General features: G+C 68.9%; 14 protein-coding genes and 1 pseudogene. 8 read left to right on the top strand and 7 right to left on the bottom strand.

The window, feature by feature from the left end:
* The 6 genes and pseudogenes from UK23_RS17785 to UK23_RS17810 all read left to right on the top strand — a co-directional run.
* Window positions 1–410 (top strand): annotated as a pseudogene (locus UK23_RS17785) (SidA/IucD/PvdA family monooxygenase); the annotation flags it as partial.
* A complete protein-coding gene (locus UK23_RS17790; RefSeq protein ID WP_045312675.1) occupies window positions 407–1,696 on the top strand; it encodes an ATP-grasp domain-containing protein in 1,290 nt (429 codons plus the stop codon). The pseudogene UK23_RS17785 and the gene UK23_RS17790, both read left to right, overlap by 4 nt.
* Before the next feature lie 20 nt (window positions 1,697–1,716).
* Window positions 1,717–2,916, top strand: coding sequence for an acyl-CoA dehydrogenase family protein (locus tag UK23_RS17795; RefSeq protein WP_045312676.1), 1,200 nt, complete (start codon window positions 1,717–1,719; stop codon window positions 2,914–2,916).
* A gap of 15 nt (window positions 2,917–2,931) precedes the next feature.
* Window positions 2,932–4,125 (top strand): acyl-CoA dehydrogenase family protein, encoded by a 1,194-nt coding sequence (locus UK23_RS17800; protein ID WP_231114545.1) that lies wholly within the window; start codon window positions 2,932–2,934, stop codon window positions 4,123–4,125.
* Between the two features lie 22 nt (window positions 4,126–4,147).
* Entirely contained in the window at window positions 4,148–5,833 is a 1,686-nt protein-coding gene (gene tsrT, locus UK23_RS17805) for a tryptophan 2-C-methyltransferase (RefSeq protein WP_045312678.1), read from the top strand.
* On the top strand, window positions 5,830–7,167 hold the full coding sequence (locus UK23_RS17810; protein WP_045312679.1) for an FAD-binding oxidoreductase: 1,338 nt from the start codon (window positions 5,830–5,832) through the stop codon (window positions 7,165–7,167). The genes tsrT and UK23_RS17810 overlap by 4 nt, the downstream gene beginning before the upstream one ends.
* Here the strand turns inward: UK23_RS17810 and UK23_RS17815 are convergent.
* The 5 genes from UK23_RS17815 to UK23_RS17835 form a co-directional block, all read right to left on the bottom strand.
* Window positions 7,164–8,156 carry a zinc-dependent alcohol dehydrogenase family protein gene (locus tag UK23_RS17815; protein WP_045312680.1) on the bottom strand — a complete coding sequence of 331 codons (993 nt, stop codon included), beginning with the start codon at window positions 8,154–8,156 and terminating at the stop codon, window positions 7,164–7,166. The two genes, UK23_RS17810 and UK23_RS17815, sit on opposite strands and share 4 nt — an antisense overlap.
* Before the next feature lie 48 nt (window positions 8,157–8,204).
* Entirely contained in the window at window positions 8,205–8,438 is a 234-nt protein-coding gene (locus UK23_RS53800; RefSeq protein ID WP_231114546.1) for a helix-turn-helix domain-containing protein, read from the bottom strand.
* A 151-nt stretch (window positions 8,439–8,589) separates the two neighbouring features.
* Complete coding sequence (locus UK23_RS17825; RefSeq protein WP_045312681.1) at window positions 8,590–9,441, bottom strand: hypothetical protein; 852 nt, start codon at window positions 9,439–9,441, stop codon at window positions 8,590–8,592.
* 54 nt (window positions 9,442–9,495) lie between these two features.
* A complete protein-coding gene (locus UK23_RS17830; protein WP_231114548.1) occupies window positions 9,496–10,452 on the bottom strand; it encodes a BtrH N-terminal domain-containing protein in 957 nt (318 codons plus the stop codon).
* Window positions 10,453–10,479: 27 nt separating this feature from the next.
* Complete coding sequence (locus tag UK23_RS17835) at window positions 10,480–12,471, bottom strand: ATP-dependent Clp protease ATP-binding subunit (protein WP_052684770.1); 1,992 nt, start codon at window positions 12,469–12,471, stop codon at window positions 10,480–10,482.
* Window positions 12,472–12,686: 215 nt separating this feature from the next.
* Here UK23_RS17835 and UK23_RS17840 point away from each other — a divergent pair, with 215 nt between their 5' ends.
* Complete coding sequence (locus UK23_RS17840; protein WP_231114549.1) at window positions 12,687–13,955, top strand: RICIN domain-containing protein; 1,269 nt, start codon at window positions 12,687–12,689, stop codon at window positions 13,953–13,955.
* A gap of 21 nt (window positions 13,956–13,976) precedes the next feature.
* Complete coding sequence (locus UK23_RS17845; protein WP_045312682.1) at window positions 13,977–14,429, top strand: GyrI-like domain-containing protein; 453 nt, start codon at window positions 13,977–13,979, stop codon at window positions 14,427–14,429.
* On the opposite strand, the gene UK23_RS17850 is transcribed toward UK23_RS17845, so the two are convergent.
* The gene (locus tag UK23_RS17850; protein ID WP_082114749.1) at window positions 14,402–17,107 is read right to left on the bottom strand and encodes a GH92 family glycosyl hydrolase; all 2,706 of its coding nucleotides are present in this window, start codon (window positions 17,105–17,107) and stop codon (window positions 14,402–14,404) included. The genes UK23_RS17845 and UK23_RS17850 overlap by 28 nt on opposite strands.
* 115 nt (window positions 17,108–17,222) lie before the next feature.
* Complete coding sequence (locus UK23_RS17855; RefSeq protein WP_045312683.1) at window positions 17,223–18,491, bottom strand: hypothetical protein; 1,269 nt, start codon at window positions 18,489–18,491, stop codon at window positions 17,223–17,225.
* Window positions 18,492–18,530 lie beyond the last annotated feature (39 nt).

The raw sequence follows: 18,530 nt of genomic DNA on the forward strand, positions 1-18,530 counted from the left end.
CGATGCTCTACCAGCAGAAGACGCTCGGGCCGCAGCGCTCCTGGGTGCGCCCGATGACCGAGGTCGTCGCCGCTCGGGTGGAGAACGACGAGGTCGTGCTGGATCTGCGCGACCGCATGAGCGGCAAGGTCGAGCCGTTGCACTGCGACCTCGTGCTGCTGGGCACCGGCTACGACCCGCGCATGCCGTGGCTCGTCCGCGACCTGGCCGAACGCGCCGGCATCGACGAGATCAACGTCAGCCGCAGCTACCGCCTCGACCTCGGCGAGTCCGCCTGGGGCGCCCTGTACCTGCAGGGCGTGAACGAGGAGACGCACGGCATCGCCGACTCGTTGATCAGCGTCATCGCCCACCGCTCGCAGGACATCCTCGCCGATCTCCTCACCCGCCGCACCGGAGTGATGTCATGAACCCCGCGATCCTCGTCATCGGCAGCGGACTCAAGGTCTACCGCGAGTACCTGGTCGCGCCGATCGCCGCCCGCGCGAAGGCCGCGGGCATCGACCTGGTCCTGATCAACAACCTCAAACCCACCTGGCAGCGCCAGTACTTCGACGAGATCATCGTCGCGAACGTCTTCGACTCCGAGGTCATGGCCACGGCCGCCCGCGAGGTCGTCGCACGGCGCAACGTCGTCGGCCTGATGTGCTGGGACGAGCCGCTGGTGCTCGACGCGGGCCTGCTGGCCGCCGAGTTCGGTGTGCCAGGTCTGTCGGCGGCGGGTGTGCGCGGGTGCCGCGACAAGGAACGCACCCGTGCTGTGCTCACCGCCGCCGGTCTGCACCAGCCCGGTTTCGAGCTCACGACGACCGTCGAGCAGGCACGCGCGGCTGCTGAGCGCATCGGCTACCCGGTCGTGATCAAGCCCCGTGCGATGGGCGCGAGCATCGGCGTCGTCTTCGCCACCAACGAAGCCGAGCTGGACGAGGCGTTCCACGTCGCGCTGGCGGCCAGCGAGGTCGATCCCGGACCGTACCGGGCGAGCGCGATCGTCGAACGCTACGCACCGGGTCCGGAGATCAGCGTCGACGGTGCCGTGTACAAGGGCGAGTACCTGCCGATGTTCCTGGCGCGCAAGCACTCCAGCGACCACCCGTACTTCGAGGAGGTCGGGCACGTCGTCGACGCCAACGACCCGTTGCTCGACGACGAGAACCTCATGCAGCACCTCGCGAAGGCGCACCAGGCGCTGGGCATCGAGAACGGCATCACGCACGCCGAGGTGCGGCTGACCGACCGCGGCCCGCTGATCATCGAGATCAACGGCAGGCTGGGCGGGGACCTCATCCCGTTCCTCGGCCGCACCGCCACCGGCATCGAGCCGGGCGAGGTGCTGTTCGACGTCACGACCGGGCAGCGTCCGGACGTCACGCCCGCTTTCCGCCGCGTCGCGGGCATCCGCTTCGGCATCCCGGAGCAGGACTGCCTGCTGAAGTCGATCACGCTGCCCGAAGAGGCTCCCGGCCTGGTGGCGACCTCGCCGATGTGCGAGCCCGGCACGACCTTGCGGCTGCCTCCTGGCGGCTACTTGGCGCGGCACTCGTTCGTCGTGTGTGAGGCCGAGGACACGCAGACGTGTGACGAGCGCCTGACGGCCGCCGCCGCACTGGTCGAGCTGGAGACCGAACCGGTCGGACCGCCGGACCCCGACGGCCCCTTCGCGATGCCCGCAGGACTTCTGGACGTGGACGAGTGACGACTCCGAGGAGCGAAGACATGACCACGGTGGCCGACGAGCCCCGCACGGCGACCGAGATCATCGCCCGCGCCAAGGCCCTCGCACCTGTGTTGCGTGAACGGTCCGCCGAGATCGAGGCGGCCGGGCAGCTGCCGGCCGACGTCGTGGAGTTGTTGCGCGGCACCGGTGTGCACCGCATGTGCTTCCGCCGTGAGTGGGGCGGTCCGGAGCTCACGTCGATGGAGCAGACGCAGGTCGCCGAGGCACTTGCGTACGGTGACGCGTCCGCCGCGTGGTGCGGCATCATCGGCGCGAACACCGGTCTGCTGGCCAACTTCCTCGAACCGGACGTGGTCCGCGAGGTCTACCCGCGGCTGGACATGGTGACGGCCGGCGTGCTGGCCCCTGCCGGGCGCGCCGACAAGGTGCCGGGCGGGTTCCGGCTGAGCGGCCAGTGGTCGTTCGGCAGCACGATCCACCACGCCGAGTGGGTGATGTCCGGTGCGTTCGTGTTCGAGAACGGCGAGCCGTACGCGAGCCCGGACGGCAGCAACCCGCACGAGTCGCGGCAGTTCCTGGTGCCGCAGAGCTCGGTCGAGATCCTGGACAACTGGGACACGACCGGTCTGCGCGGCTCCGGCAGTTCGGATTATCGGATCACGGACGTGTTCGTGCCGGATTCGCACACGCTGACGTTCGACAACCCGCGGTGCGAGCCGCACCCGTTGGCGCAGCCGGAGTCGTTCATGCGCAGCCTGTGCGGCGTTCCGCTCGGGGTCGCGAGGGCGGCTCTGGACTACGCCCGTGAATGCGTGTTGCAGCGCGTCGACCGGATGACCGGCACGGACTGGGCGGACATCTGGCGCGTGCAGGTGACTTTGGCCGAGTGCGAGGCCGACTACAACGCCACGCGCAACGGCGTCTACTCCGCGATGACGCGGCAGTGGGAGGTCCTGTCGGCCGGCGGCACTTTGGACGACCTCACGATGAACGAGCGCGCCGCGTCGCCGATCGCGTGGCTGCACGCGTTCCGGACGTCCCGCTCGATCGTGAACCGGCTGTTCGACCTGTTGCAGACGTGGTCGATCCACAAGTCCTCGCCGATGGACCGCTGGATGCGCGACACCGCGACCATGTGCCAGAACCTCTCGGCGCAGGACGCGATTCTCGAGTCCGCGGGCGCGTACCTGCTCGGTCGCCGGCCCAAGTTCCGCATCTGCCTCGGCATCGTCAAGTAGGGGAACGAAATGACCATGACGACGGTGACCCCCGCGACCACCGCGGCGGAGTTGATCGATCGCTGCAAGGCGTTGGCGCCGATGCTGCGGGAACGGGCCGCGGAGATCGAAGCTCAGCGGAACCTGCCGCAGGACATCGTGGACACGTTGCGCGACAACGGTGTGTTCCGCATGTGCTTCGGAAAGCACTGGGGTGGCCTGGAACTGACCTCGATGGAGCAGATGGAGGTCGTCGAGGCACTGTCCTACGGCGACGCTTCCGTCGGCTGGTGCTCGATGATCGGGTCGAACACCGGCATCTACGCCGAGTTCATCGATCCGGTCGTGGCGAAGGAGATGTTCCCGAATCCGGACCAGATCGTCGCCGGTCTGCTGCAGCCGTCCGGCCGCGCCGAGAAGGTGCCCGGCGGCTACAAGCTCACCGGACGCTGGCCGTTCGGCAGCGGTATCGACCACGCCGACTGGGTGATCTCCGGCGGGTTCGTCTACCAGGACGGCAAGAAGTACGCGAGCCCGGACGGCAGCAACCCGCACGAGTCGCGGCAGTTCCTGGTGCCGCGCGAGAAGGTCGAGCTGATCGACAACTGGTACACGACCGGGCTTTGCGGCAGCGGCAGCTGTGACTACACGATGACCGAGGTCTTCGTGCCGGAGGAGCACTCGTTCAGCTTCGACAACGTGCGCGGCCGCAAGGGCCCTCTGGCCCAGCCCGACGCGTTCACGCGCACCATGTGCGGCGTCTCGCTCGGAGTTGCGCGTGCTGCTCTGGACTACGCCCGTGAGTCCGTGCTGAAGCGCGTCGACCGGATGACCGGCACGGACTGGGCCGACATCTGGCGCGTGCAGGTGACTTTGGCTGCCTGTGAAGCCGACTTCAACGCCACCCGCGCCGGGGTCTACGGCGCGCTGGAGAAGCAGTGGGAAGTGCTCGCCGCCGGTGGTGTGCTCGACGACCTCGACCCGATCGACCGCGCTGCCTGCCCGTTGTCGTGGGTGCACGCGTTCCGGATGTCGCGGTCGATCGTGAACCGGCTGTTCGACCTGCTGCAGACGTGGTCGATCCACAAGTCCTCACCGATGGACCGGTGGATGCGCGACACCGCCACGATCTGCCAGCACCTGGCCGCGCAGGACCGGATCCTCCAGTCCGCCGGCGCGTACCTGCTCAACGCCAAGCCCGAGTTCGGCATCGCCCTCGGCATCGTCTAGTTCAAGCAGCGGGGGATATTCGATGAGCAGAGGCCTGGTCACACTGGTCAACCCCAACAAGGTGCACCCGCCGATCGCGCCCTACGCGCTCGACGTGCTCACCACCTCGTTGGAGAGCGCGGGTTTCGAGGTCGAAGTCGTGGACCTGACGTTCCACCGCGACGACTGGAAGACCTTCCTGACCGAGTACTTCACGACGCGCGACCCGATGCTGGTCGGCATCACGGTCCGCAACACCGACACCGTGTACGCGTTCGAGCAGCGCCCTTTTGTCGGTGAGCACAAGGAGATCATCACCGAGATCACCCGGCTCACCGAGGCGCCGCTGGTGGCGGGCGGCATCGGCTTCTCCACGATGCCGTTCGCCCTGGTCGACTACTTCGGGGTCGACTACGGCGTGAAGGGGCCGGGCGAGAAGATCGTCGTCGACCTGGCCGACGCGCTGGCGACCGGCCGAGATGTGTCCACTGTGGATGGCCTGCTCCGCAACACCCCGGACGGCATCGTGCGTACTTCCAGTGCGCTGACGCCTCTGTTGCAGGTCGGGCCGACCGTGGTCAAGACGTGGCAGGTCGACGGTGAGGGCACGTACATCCGGCGCTCCGGCGACAAGTACAAAGTGGACAACGGCGAGTACTACAAGCGTGGTGGTCTCGCGGGCATCCTCACCAAGTCCGGCTGCGTGTACCGGTGCGCGCACTGCGTCGAGCCCGACGCCAAGGGTGGCGCGGTCGCACGCCGCGACGTCGCGGCCGTGGTGGACGAGATGCAGTCCCTCGCCGCACAGGGGATTCTCGACCAGCACACGACCGACAGCGAGTTCAACCTCTCGATCCAGCACGCGAAGAACGTGCTGCGCGAGATCGTGCGCCGCAAGCACGCCAGCGCCGCGAACCCGTTGAACAACCTGCGGCTGTGGGTGTACTGCCAGCCTTCGCCGTTCGACGAGGAGTTCGCGGATCTGCTGTCCGCGGCCGGGTGCCAGGGTGTGAACGTCGGCAGCGACCACATCCGCGAGGACGTCCTCTCCGGGTGGAAGGTCACCGGCAAGGGCAAGACGTACTACACGTTCGAGGACACCGAACGACTTGTGCGGCTGTGCAACGAGCGTGGCATCAAGACCATGGTCGAGGCGTTGTTCGCCATGCCGGGCGAGACCTGGGACACCATGCGCGACTGCGTGCAGGCGTTCATGGCGCTGGACGCGACGGTGACCGCGTTCTCGTTGGGGCTGCGGCTCTTCCCGCACCACCCCCTCGGCATCTCGATCGCCGAGCAGTGCGCCGGCGTGCGCACGATGCCGGGCCTGCAGTCGAACACCGCCAACGGCCCGATCATCCTGAAGCCGTTGTCGATGTGCTCCGGCCTGGTCGAGTACGAGAAGCAGTTCATGTGGGACGAGCGCGGCGAGTTCCGGCTCGTCTGCTACTTCTCGCCGGACCTGCTGGAGGACGCGGGCACGAACACCGACCCGAACGGCCGCTGGTCGCGCACGGTCGAGTACCTGTGGTCCCTGGTCGACCCGGCGGACTACCACCGCGTGATGCTGCCGACGCTCGCCGGCATGAGCGAGTCGGAGAACAACTACGCCGACAACCCGTTCCTGATCGGCCTCACCAGCCTCGGCTACAAGGGCGCGTTCTGGTCGCACTGGCGCGAACGCGAGGAGATCCTGCGCGAGGCCCAGCTGGCGGGTGTCGTCTCGTGACGTTCGACAGCCTCGCGGCGCAGGCGCTCGGCCGGGTGCTGCTGCCCGGCGACGAGGGCTTCGCGAGTCGTAGCAAACCGTTCAACGAACGCTATGCCGCCACGGTCCCGGCGGCGGTGCTGGCCGTGGCATCGAGTGAGGACGTCGCCACGGCGATCAGGTGGGCACGGGAGAACTCCGTGCCGCTGGTCGCGCGCGGCGGCGGCCACAGCTATGCCGGCACGTCCGTCAACACAGGCCTGGTCCTCGATCTGCGTGGACTTTCCGGTGTCCACGTCGATCCCGACACGGCGCTGGTCACGGTCGGCGGCGGAACGCGAACGGGTGAGCTGTACTCGGCGTTGCGGCCGCACGACATCGCGTTCCCGCTGGGCAACTCCGACGAGGTCGCGATCGGCGGCCTCACGCTGGGCGGGGGAGTGGCGGCGGTGTCGCGGGCGTGGGGCCTCACCTGCGACTCGCTCGTCAGCACCGACGTCGTGCTCGCCGACGGCAGCGCGGTGACGTGTTCCGCCACCGAGAACCCCGACCTGTTCTGGGCCTGCCGGGGTGGTGGCGGCGGCAACTTCGGCGTGAACACCTCGTTCACGTTCCAGGCGCGGCCGGTGGTGTCGAGTGCCACCTGCCTGCTGCTGTGGGAGTGGGACCACGCGGTCGACGTGATGCTGCTGGTGCAGGAGATTCAGCGCACGGCACCGGACGGGCTGTCGTTGCGGGCCGGCTTGACCAGCGGCGGGATGGTGTCGCTGATCGGCTGGCACCTGGGTTCGGCGGACGAGTTGCGCACGTTGCTCGCGCCGTTGAACCACACCAAGCCGTTCCGTTGTGACATCGAGGACCGCACGTACTGGGAAGCCGTCGAGTACGTGCACCACGAAACGGCTGGCGGCGCCTTCGCGGGCCGCACTCGCACGACTTCCGTTCCGCTGCCTGAACAAGGCGTGCGCACGCTCGTCACGGCCGTCGCCAAGTGGCCGGGCAGCAGCAACCCGGACGGCGGCGGCGCGGCGTTGTTCGGCTGGGGCGGCGCGATCAACGCCCTCGGCGTCACCGAAACGGCGTTCCCGCACCGCGAGGCGATGTTCCTGGTGTCCCTCGACACCTCGTGGACTTCGGCGGACAGCCCGCAGGTCGTGCGCGACAACCTGGAGTGGCTGACGGCGTTGCACGAGGACATCGGCCCGTTCGCGGACAACGCGTCGTATTTGAACTTCACCGACCCGGACCTGGCGGACTGGCGGCAGGCTTACCACGGCCCGAACTACGCGCGGCTGGCCGAGGTGAAGAAGCGGTACGACCCGGACCGCTTCTTCTCGTTCTCCCAAGCGATCTAGTGCGTCAAGGTGACGACGATCTTGCCGATGTGGTTGCTCGCCTCCAGGTAGCGGTGAGCCTCGGCGATCTCGGTCAGGTCGAACGTGCGGTCGATGGCAGGAGTGAACGAGCCGGTGGCCAGCCCGGCGTTGATGAACGCGACCGCGCGGCGCAACCGTCCGGGATCGGAGGTGATCGAGTGCATCGTGTAGGTGCGGCTGGTCAGCCGCGGGTAGCTGCTCGCGTTGGGCAGCGGGGTGGGACGCGGGTCGAGCCCGCCGTAGACCACCAGGTGGCCGTCCAGGGCGATGGCTTGCGCGATGGTGTCCACGCCAGGGCCGGCGATCGGGTCGAACGCCAGCCGGACACCTTCCCCGCCGGTGATCTCCTTGACCCTGGTGACCAGGTCTTCCTCGGTGGTGACGACGACCTCGGCCGCGCCCGCCTCGAGCAGGCGTCGTGACTTCGAGGCGGCACGGGTGGTGGCGATGGGGATGGCGCCGATGTGCCGGGCGACCTGGATGGCCGCCTGGCCGACGCTGCTCGCGGCGGCACTGATCAGCACGTGGTCGCCGGGACGCACCTCGCCGGACTCGAAGAGCGGTCCGTACGCGGTGATGTAGGCCATCCACACGGCCGCGGCCTGCACCGCGCTGGTGTTCGCCGGGCGGGGGAAGACCGCGTGGGCGGGCACGATCACGTGGTCGCCGTAGGTGCCGTACTTGGTGAGCGAGAACGCCGGCACGACCGCGATGGGCTCGCCCTCGGCGAGGTGCGACACGCCCTCGCCGACCGCCTCGACCACGCCCGCGGCCTCGTAGCCGAGCGTCGAGGGGAAGACCGGCTGCTCGTAGTAGACGCCCTCGCGGAACATGATCTCGGCCCGGTTCAGGCCGATCGCGTCCACCCGGATCCGCACCTCGCCCGGCCCGGGAGAGCCCACTTCGACGTCGCGGAGGGTGAGCACCTCGGGACCGCCGAGCCGGTCGAACAGCACATGCTTCGCCATGGAGCCAGCTTGCCCCATACTTTGATGGCCGTCAAACTTCGACGGCTATCAAAGTTCAGCCTGGGCCGCGGACACGACCGCGGCGAGCAGGCCGGGAAAGCGCGCGTCCATCTCGTCCTCGCGCAACGAGTTCAGCTTGGCCGTGCCCCGGTAGTGCTGCCGGATCACGCCGGCCTCCCGCAGGACGTTGAAGTGGTGCGTGAGCGTCGAGTCCGACACCGGGGTGTCGAACGTGCCGCAGCCCTTCTCCCCGCCCGCCTGCGCCAGCTGGCACACGACCATGCGCCAGCTGGCACACGACCATGCGCCGCACCGGGTCCGCCAGCGCCTCCAGGGCCTGCTGCAACGAGACCTCGGACAGCTCCGGGTGCTCGACGGTGCGCGGGGTGGTGCGGGGGCGTGCCACGCCGACGATGGTGCCATGAACGGCGCTTCAGCGTTCCGCGACCCAGCCGCCGTCGTTCTCGTCGTCGGTGCCCAGCAGCACCTCACCGCGGAGAAGGGTCACCGCCTCGATCTTGCGCCCCTCGAACGTGCCTCGCAGGCGCGGCCGGTGGGCGAGATCGATGGTGACGGTGTTCTTGTGCGGGGTGAGCCGGCCGATCTCGTGCAACGACGACGAGAACGGACCGTCGTCGCCGGGGTCGACCGCGGACGACACGAGCAGCGAGCCGCCCGGCGTGATCGCGATGTCGGACGCGTGCCGCACGGTCTCCTCGTGCGCGCCGGTGTCGTACTTGACGCTCGAGACCGGACCGAGCTTGTGGTCCTGCAACGAGAAGTACGCGCTGTAGATGGTCGTCGGCCTGATTCCCTCACCGCGGTCGGCCCACACCGCCGCGAGCCGGGATCCGACCGCCTTCAGCGCGAAGCTCTCGTTGTTGTCCTCGGGGTCGTGCGGCAGGTCGAACGCGGCCACCACGGTGACCACGTCCCGTTCGACCCGTACGTGGAACGCCCGGCTGCCGCTGGTCACAGCGACGTACTCGCTGGGCCGGTGCGGCACGCCGGCCACGGCTTCCAGGTCGACCGGTGTCTCGCCCTGCCACGTCATCGGCCGGACCTCGGTGACCCGGCCGCGGTCGAGGACGATCCGGCGGACGCGTTCCTGGCCCGGCTTCTTGTTGTCGATGACGGAGAGGGCTTCGACGTGGTCGCCGCGGCTGGTGAGCACCGCGAGTCCGCTGACGCCCTCGGTGATGCCGGTGCCGACCCGTTGCCATTGGGCGGTGGAGGGGACAAGGGCTGTGGTGACGGCGAGCAGGACCGCGACAGGCAGAGACATCGGTCCAAAGTGGCACAAGTCCCCCGAACCGGCCAAGTCGCGTTGCCTGAACGGTCAGCGGGACAGGACCTCCATGGCGTGGCGTTCCTTCTCGGCGAGCTCGGTGAGGATCTCCGAGGCGCGGTCCAGGCGTTGCGCCGTGATGTGGTTCGCGACCTCGGTCCACAGTGGAGCGATCTCGGCGTACAGCCGATGTCCCTCGCGGATGCTGTCGTCGTCGACGATCGTGGCCGCCTCGGCGAGGAAGTCGCGGTAGATCGCGCGGAACAGCGAGCCGCCGGTACCGCCGCGTTCCATGAGCGTCGCGGCCAGCGGCAGGTCGCGCGCGGGATCATCAGTGCGGTCGAGCCACTTCAGGACCTGCTTGGCGGCCTTGGCGATGCCGCGGTGACCGAGGTTCGCGATGGGCGGGTTGAGGAACGCCTGAGCGTTGGCCGAGATTGCGCTCCGGATCGCGTCGCCCCGATCGGGCTGTCCGGTGCGGGAGATCGTGAACGAGAGGTTGCGCGCGGTCATCGGTCCATGTTCCGCGCGAGCCTTCTCCAAACTCGCCAGTGACGTCGTCACGGCGCCACCCTGCTGTGCGGTGTCGACGAGGTGGGCGTGCGTGGAGTCGTAGCCGCGCATCGCGACGAAGTGACCGCCGAAGTGGACCTTCGCCGTGAAGTACTCCAGGTGGTACGAGTCCAGCTGCAGACCGACCGGGCGTCCGGCCGACAGCGCGGTTTCGACGTTCTGCCAGGCTTTGCGCGACGAGGAGGTCTCCTGGACGTGCAGCGTCAGGCCCAGCCGTTCGGCCGCGGTCCGGGTGAGCGCGAACGGTTTGACTCGACCGCCGAGGAACGGGAAACCCATGTTCTTGGCGTCCCAGTACACGAAGCTCAGCCCCTCGCCGAGCCCGAACAGCATCGGCTCGGACACGTCGAGGCCCTCGTGCCGCAGCAGGGCGCCGAGCGCGGTGGTCTCGCAGTGCTGACCGGCGAACGAGACGTTCTCGATGATCACGGCCACAGCCTGCACCCTCTCACCGTGTGAGGGTCAACTGATGGTGAGGGTGAGACTGGAGTCCGTGACCGTGACGACGACGTGCTGCCCGCTGTGCAACTCGCCCGTGAGCAATGCGCGGGACAGCCGCCGGTCGAGCTCCCTGGCGATGGTGCGGCGCAGCGGGCGGGCGCCGTACTCGGGGACGTAGCCGCGGGCGGCGAGCCAGCCGACGGCCTCGTCGTCCACCTCCAGCGTGATGTTCTGCTCCTGCAGCCGTTGGCGGGTGCGTTCGAGCAGGAGCGCGGTGATCTGCCGCAGCTGGCCGGAGTCCAGGCCGCGGAACAGGATGATCTCGTCGACGCGGTTGAGGAACTCCGGGCGGAAACGTCGGCGGACCGTGGCGGTCAACGGCTCCCGCAGCTGGTCGACCGGCACACCCGAGGTTCCGGCGGCGAGCAGCTGGTCGGCGCCGATGTTGCTGGTCATGATGATGACGGTGTTGGCGAAGTCGGCCGTCCGGCCCTGCGCGTCGGTGAGCCTGCCCGCGTCGAGCACCTGCAGCAGCGTGCTGAAGACGTCGGCGTGCGCCTTCTCGATCTCGTCGAGCAGCAGCACCGAGTACGGGCCGCGCCGGACCGCCTCGGTGAGCTGGCCGGCGTCCTCGTAGCCGACGTACCCCGGTGGCGCGCCGATCAGCCGCGCGACCGAGTGCTGCTGGGAGAACTCGCTCATGTCGAACCGGATCAGCCGGTCCTGCGACCCGAACAACGCCTCGGCCAGCGCTCGGGCGACCTCGGTCTTGCCCACGCCGGTCGGCCCGAGGAACAGGAACGAGCCGACGGGCTGCTGCGGGTGCTTCAAACCCGCCCGGCCCTGGCGGACGGCGTCGGCGACCGCTTCCACGGCCTCGTCCTGCCCGACGATCCGCTCGTGCAGGTGGTCCTCCAGGTGCAGCAACCGATGCCGTTCGGCCTCCGTGAGCTGGGCGAGGGGGATGCCCGTGCTGCGGGACACGACCTCGGCGACGTCGTTCGGCACGACCTCGGGCGCGTTCGCCAGCGCGGCGTGTGCTGCCTCCAGGTCGGCGACCGCCCGCTCGAGCTCGTCGGCGAGCTTCGCGTTCTCGCCCTGCGCGGCGACGTCCCGCTTCAGCCGCCACACCCGTTGCTCCAGCGGCACCGGATCGGGCGGCAGCGCGGACCTCTCCCGCAACCGGACCCGCGCGCTCGCCCGGTCCACCAGGTCGACCGCCTTGTCCGGCAGGAACCGCTCGGTGACGTACCGGGCCGACAGCTGCACGGCGGCCACGATCGCCTCGTCCGCGATCCGCACCCCGTGGTGGGTCTCGTACCGGGCGCGCAGGCCGCGGAGCATGGCGATCGCCTCGTCCGGCGACGGTTCGGCGACCAGGATCGGCTGGAAGCGCCGCTCCAGCGCGGCGTCCTTCACGACGTACCGCCGGTAGTCCTCGGCCGTGGTCGCCCCGATGACCTGGAGCCGCCCGGTGGTGAGCACGGGTTTGAGCATGTTCGCGGCGTCCATCGGCGCGCCTTCGGCACTGCCCGCGCCGACCACGGTGTGCAGCTCGTCGATGAACAGGACCACCATCCGGTCCGACGCCGCCACCTCCTTGATGACCGCTTCCAGCCGTTCCTCGAACTCGCCGCGGTACTTCGCTCCGGCGACCATGCCCGCCAGGTCCAGCGAGATCAGCCGCCTGCCGCTGAGCGTGGCCGGCACCTCGCCGCTCGCGATCCGGGCCGCGATGCCCTCGACGACGGCGGTCTTGCCGACGCCGGGATCCCCGATCAGCACGGGGTTGTTCTTGGTGCGCCTCGACAACACCTCGAGCACCTCGTCGATCACGTCCTCCCGGCCGATCACCGGGTCGAGCAGCCCGTCCCGCGCCTCGGCGGTGAGGTCGCGCCCGAAGCGGTCCGTGCGCCGCGTCGCGGACTGGGGCTGGCCCAGTCCGTTGAACAGCTTCTCGACCAGCTCTTCCAGCGAGCTGCCCCCGAAGCCGAACACCCAGTCCTCGCCCAAGGCACGCCACCTCCACTCGAAGGCCCACCCCTCCGATACTCCCCCTCGCGGGCCCTGAGCACAGGTCGGAGGGCGCGGTCGTGTTCCCGGTCGGCAGAACGGCACGCAGAGGTCTGGACCAATCAAGCTCGACTGTGCCTTAATCCGGGTGCGGCCCGCGCTCGTTCCCCCTGCCCTCTGGCGCGCTCGTCCTGGTGCGCCGGAAAGGAATCCCTGTGCCTCAGAGCTTCTTCAAGCGCGCCTGGAAACTGCTCGCGGCGGTGGGACTCGTCGCCGCCGCGACGTCGATCACCGCGCCGGCCGAGGCCGCCGCCCCGTTCAAGGTGCTCGCCTTCTACAGCGAGCCGCAGGACCAGGCGCACCGCAGCTTCTCCCGCGAGGCCAACGTCTGGTTCCCGCAGCAGTCCGCCGCCAACGGCTACACCTACACCGCGACGAAGGACTGGAACCTGCTCACCAACATCACGCCGGGGCAGTACCAGGTCGTGATGTTCCTCGACGACAAGCCGCACACCCAGCAGCAGTACGAGGGCTTCAAACGCTACCTGGACGCGGGTGGCGCGTTCTTCGGCTTCCACGTGTCGGGCTACTCCGACGCCGAGGATCAGCCGTACATGCACTGGTACCACTACGACTTCCTCGGATCCGGCCACCTCGCGGACAACAGCTGGGCGCCGACCGCCGAGACGTTGCGGATCGAGAACCACGGCAACCCGGCCACCGCGAACCTGCCGGACACCATCCTGTCGTCGGCCAGCGAGTGGTACGCGTGGGAGAAGAACATCCGGCAGAACCCGAACATCACCGTGCTCGCGTCGCTGGACGCCTCGACGTTCCCGGTCGGCGACAACCCCGGCGAGATCTGGTACTCCGGCGACTACCCGATCATCTGGACCAACAAGAACTACAAGATGCTGTACGCGAACTTCGGCCACAACAAGATGAACTACGCGACCGACACCGCGCTGTCCTCCACGTTCGAGAGCGCGCAGCAGAACAAGCTGATCCTCGACGGCCTGCGGGGACTCGGTGGCGGCACGACCGATCCCGGCGGCATCTCGCCCACGGCCTGGTACCCGGTGGTCAACAAGGCGAACGGCAAGTGCGTCGACGCTCGGGCGGCTGGTTCGTCCAACGGCACGGTGATCCAGCAGTACTCGTGCAACGGCACCACCGCGCAGCAGTTCCGGTTCCAGCCGACTTCCGGTGGCTACACGCGTGCGGACAACCGCACGAACGCGGCGCTGGTGCTCGACGTGTCCGGAGTGTCACTCGCCGACAACGCGGGTGTGCAGCTGTGGACGTACGGCGGTGGCAACAACCAGCAGTGGCAGCCGGTCTCGGAGGGTGGCGGCTACTACCACCTCGTCGCGCGGCACAGCGGCAAGTGCCTGACGGTGCCCGGCGGATCGGGCGCGGACGAGGTGCAGCTGGTGCAGGCGGCGTGCAACGGTGGTGCGGCGCAGTCGTTCCGGATCGCCTGACCGCGGCCGTACTATCGGGCCGTGACCACTTCGCCGGTGAGCGTCACCGAGGTCGCGGCCCGGCCGACCGCCGTGGTCGCCGCGACGACGACCTGGCGCGAGTTCCCGCGCCGGTGGCAGCCGATGCTGGACGAGGTGTGGGCGTGCCTGCGCGCCGGCGGCATCACCAGCGGCTGCCGCAACATCATGCTGTACCGCGACGACGTGCCGAACGTCGAAGTGGGCGTGGAGCTGACGGTGCCGTGTTCACTGACCGGGAACGTGGTGGCGTCGGAGCTCCCGGCTGCCCAGGTGGCTCGGACAGTCCACATCGGACCGTACGGCGAACTCGGAGCGGCGCACCAGGCCGTGCTGGCCTGGTGCGCCGCGAACGGTCTCCGGACGACGGGAACCCGTTGGGAGATCTACGGTCCCCACGATCCGGTCGAGCCGTGGACCGAGATCTCCTACGAGCTGTACACCTCGAACTCGTAGATCCGCGCGGCGGCGTTGCCGTTGTTCGTCGGCGTGGTGACGTTCAACCGGACGTACCGCACCTGCCGTTGCGTGATCTGGTGGTACGAACGGCTCGCCCGCACCGAGGACACGTTCACGACCGTCGTCCAGTTCGTGCCGTCGACCGAGGTCTGGACGTTGTACGCACCCGTGTTGAACCCCGTGCTCTCGCCGCCCAGCCCGGCGTGCTCGAGCACGAACGCCCCGACGTTCTGCGCCGACCCGAGATCCACCTGGAGGAACTTCGTCCCGGTGGCCAGCGAGCACCACTTCCCGGACAGGCTGCCGTCGAACGCCTTCGCCGCCGCCTCGTTGGCGTTGCAGGGAGTCGAGGCTGTAGCGGGCTTGCCCTGCGCGAGATTGGTGCCGAGCGCCGGAGCGGCCGGCGGGGGAGTGAAGCCGTCGTTGAACGAAGGCGGCACGTCCGCGGCGGCCGTTCCCCAGGCGCTGGGCGACGAACCCATGGCGAAGTTCAGCGTCGCGTTGCCGGAGATGTCCCCGTAGCGCAGCCAAGATCGCGTGGAGGACACCCCGTTGCGGCTGAAGCTCTGCACGTACTGAGCGCCGGCGCCGGAGGTGTTGATCTGCACGGTGCCGCCCGGCCTGGTGATGGTGACGGACGGGAACAACGGACCGTGCAAGGCGAGTACGTCCGTGCCCGGCGTGGGCGGGTACATGCCGAGAGCCGCCCAGACGTACCACGCCGAGGTGGCGCCGAGGTCGTCGTTGCCGGGCAGCCCGCCGGCCGCCGTCGTGAACGACTCGGTCATCACCCGCCGCACCGCCGCGCTGGTGCCCTGCGGGTAGGCGGCGTAGTTGTAGGCCCACGGCACGCCGTGCTCCGGCTCGTTGCCGATGTAGAAGTACGGCAGGCTCAGCCCGCCGTTGAGCTGCGTGAAGTGGTGGTCGAGCCGCTGGATGGCCGTCTTCGGGCCGCCCATCAGGTTGATCAGGCTGCCGAAGTTGTATGGCACCATCCACGTGTACTGCGACGCGTTGCCCTCGGTGTAACCGGTCGGGCTCGCCGGGGTGACCGGCCACGCCCACGAGCCGTCCGCGTTGCGCTTCTGCACGTAGCCGGACTCGGGGTTGTACACATTGGACCACCACTGCGCACGGGTCATGTAGGTGTTGTACTTCGCGGTGTCGCCAACGGCTCGCGCGAACTGGGCGATGGCGAAGTCGGAGGCCGAGTACTCCAGCGAGTCCGACGGGTCCTCGGTGACGTAGTGCCTGCTGAGATAGCCCGCCTGACGGCCACGCGTCGGCTGGCCCTGCGTGGTGCCGCCGTTGGAGCTCTTGTCCATCAACGCCAAAGCCGACGCGGTGTCGAAGCCGCGCACGCCGAACGCGTACAGGCTGGACACGATGATCGGACCGGGATCACCGGTCATGACGAAGTGCTCGTTGCTGTTGTGCGACCACTTCGGCAGCAGCCCGCCCTGCTCGCCGTCCAGCACCATGGACCTGGCTATGTCACCGGCTTCCACGGGCGCGAGCAACGCGATCAGCGACGCCCACGAGCGGTAGATGTCCCAGCCCGAGTAGTTCTGGTAGACGGTGTGGGACGCCGTGCGCACGGTCTGGTCGAAGCCGCGGTACTGGCCGTTGACGTCACTGGCGATGTTGGGGTTCTGGAACACGTGGTACAGCGCCGTGTAGAACTTCTGCAGGTCCGCGGCGGACCCGCCGGTCGCCTGCACGCGGTTGAGCACGTCGTTCCACGCGGTGTCGGCGGCGGTGCGGACACCGGTGAGGTCGAAGCCCGGGTTCTCGGCGGCGAGGTTCGCCTGCGCGCCCGCGACGCTGACGAACGAGACGCCGACCTTGAGCTGCACCACGGGGTTCGCGGAGGTGTCGAACGTGACGTAGCCGCCGGAGTTCACGCCGCTGGTGCTCGCGGAGCCCGCGTTCACCGTGCCGCCGAGCCACGTGCCGAACCCGGTCGGCGCGCGGTCGAACTGGATGGCGTAGAAGAGCTGGTAGGTCTTCGACGAGCCGCAGAAGCCACCGCCGGTGAACGTGCCGGTGAGCTGGCTGCCGTTGATCGCGATCGACCCGCTGCGGTTGCCAGTGGCGCTGCGGCTGCTGTTGATCAGCACCCGCGCTGTGGTCGTGCTCGGGTAGGTCAGGCGCATGAAGCCGGTGCGTTTGGTCGCACTCAGTTCCACGCCGGTGTTGTAGGTGTCGAGCCGGTTCTTGTAGTAACCGGGCGAGGCCGACTCGTTGGCTTTCGTGTAGCTGCCGGCGTATCCGGTCCAGTTCGTGCCGGGAGAAGTCGCGATGTTGCCGGTGACCGGCAGGATCCCGAGGTCCTCGTTGTTGGCACAGCCCGCGCCGTTGAAGTGGGTGAGGCTGAACTCCTGGATGCTGGTGTCGCTGTAGCGGTATCCGGACGGCGACGCGGTCGGCGTGTCCGGGCTGAACTGCACCATGCCGAACGGCACCACGGCGCCGGGATAGGTGCTGCCGCCCGCGCCGCCGGGAACCGGGTTGGGCGAGTTGCTGTTGTCGGTGCCGATGAACGGGTTCACGTGCTGGGTCAGGGGCAGCACTGCGGCGAGGGCGGGGGTGGCGGTGAACAGGCCTGCGGTCAGGAGACCGGCGACCATCAGGGGAATCGAGCGTCTGGCGCGTCGGTGCAGGGAGCCGAACATGAGCCTTCCTCTCTGATGCGGGACATTCGAAGCAGGGCGAAGACAACGTTGTCATCGCCCAGGCGGGCACGAGATCGTGCCACGCGGATCTGGACGGCGGCGAGAGCTTGGTCCTCTAGCAGGCAGGGAAGAAGGGCCGGGTGCCACCAGTGGCGAGCCGGTCAGTGAAACGGCAGCCGTAGCGCGGATCGTCCGTGCGGCGCACGTCGTCACCGGCAGGCCGCTTGCCCCGGTCGACCCACGCGGTCAGGTCACCCCACGCGTTCCCGACTTCGGCAGGCGAGAACTCGCAGTGGTCGATCGTCCGGATCGCCCGCTGCACCACCAGATGCGTCCGGCCGAACCTGGCCGCGTCGTCGCGGTAGTCCTGCTCCATCTTGAACGGCACGAACATGTCGCCGATCCCGTGCAACGACACGACCGGCGCGCTCGGCAACCCCTGCACTGCGGGGATCTCCGTGAGCGCCCACGTGTAGCGCGCGACGGGGTTGGCGGGACGAACGCGTTGCACGGCGGCGTTCACGTTCACCGGCGCGTTCGGCTGGTAGCGGGTGCCGACGTTCGTGGCGAGCTGCAGCGGGTTGCTCGCCAGGGTGTCGCCGGTCGGGGTGGCGACGAGGTTGAACAGGAAGTTCTGCCAGTACGCGTAAGCCGCGTCGGTACCGGGCCGCGCCCCGCCGGACAGGTTCGCGACGATGGCCCGGAACTGGTCGTCGTGGCCCGCCAGCGCCTTCTGCATGCGGGGCACCACGACGCTCACGTAGTCGGGCGGCAGGGGATAGGCGCGGTTGCCGGTCAGCGTCTGCGCGACCAGGTGGTAGCTCAGGAAGTAGTCGAACAGCTCGTGGTCACCCATCACGCCGCACATCGGCATGGCGCCCGCGTAGAACCCCGGATACTGCTCCAGCGACCGGGCGATGACGTGCCCGCCCATCGACACCCCGGCCAGGAACACCTTCTTCGGCCGTTGCACCTTCTGCCCGAACAACGTCGCCAGCTCGCGGGTCGTCGTCACGCCCGCACGCACGTCGTAGCTGTTGCTGTAGTAGGACGACGCGGCCCAGGCGTAGCCCTCGTCGAGCCACCGCTGCCGCAACCCGTACGGCGGAGCGTCGACGGTGAGCACCTTGCCCTCGCCGCGGTAGCCGTGCGCCCACAGCGCGAGCCGGCCGTTCCAGCGCGGCGGCACCTCGATGATGTAGCCCGAATGGCTGTGCACGCCCTGCAGGACCTTGGTGGGCTTGCCACCGACCTGCGCCGGGGCGAGCGGCGGGTTGACGATCGTGTAGCCGGGCAACGGTGTGTCGCCGCCGTTCGCGGACGCGGGGTGCGCGGCCGCGGACACCAGGAGGAACGACAACGCGACGCTGAGCAGTCGTCTCATGGCCGGGACGCTACTAGCGCCCCGGCCTGTGCGACAGGA

The sequence above is a fragment of the Lentzea aerocolonigenes genome (genome assembly GCF_000955955.1).
GTDB lineage: Bacteria > Actinomycetota > Actinomycetes > Mycobacteriales > Pseudonocardiaceae > Lentzea > Lentzea aerocolonigenes_A.

Excerpts from the sequence above, each read along its gene's own strand:
- UK23_RS17790 (WP_045312675.1), top strand. The coding sequence starts at position 407 with ATGAACCCCGCGATCCTCGTCATCGGCAGCGGACTCAAGGTCTACCGC.
- UK23_RS17795 (WP_045312676.1), top strand. The coding sequence starts at position 1,717 with ATGACCACGGTGGCCGACGAGCCCCGCACGGCGACCGAGATCATCGCC.
- UK23_RS17800 (WP_231114545.1), top strand. The coding sequence starts at position 2,932 with ATGACGACGGTGACCCCCGCGACCACCGCGGCGGAGTTGATCGATCGC.
- tsrT (WP_045312678.1), top strand. The coding sequence starts at position 4,148 with ATGAGCAGAGGCCTGGTCACACTGGTCAACCCCAACAAGGTGCACCCG.
- UK23_RS17815 (WP_045312680.1), bottom strand. The coding sequence starts at position 8,156 with ATGGCGAAGCATGTGCTGTTCGACCGGCTCGGCGGTCCCGAGGTGCTC.
- UK23_RS53800 (WP_231114546.1), bottom strand. The coding sequence starts at position 8,438 with ATGGTCGTGTGCCAGCTGGCGCAGGCGGGCGGGGAGAAGGGCTGCGGC.
- UK23_RS17825 (WP_045312681.1), bottom strand. The coding sequence starts at position 9,441 with ATGTCTCTGCCTGTCGCGGTCCTGCTCGCCGTCACCACAGCCCTTGTC.
- UK23_RS17850 (WP_082114749.1), bottom strand. The coding sequence starts at position 17,107 with ATGTTCGGCTCCCTGCACCGACGCGCCAGACGCTCGATTCCCCTGATG.
- UK23_RS17855 (WP_045312683.1), bottom strand. The coding sequence starts at position 18,491 with ATGAGACGACTGCTCAGCGTCGCGTTGTCGTTCCTCCTGGTGTCCGCG.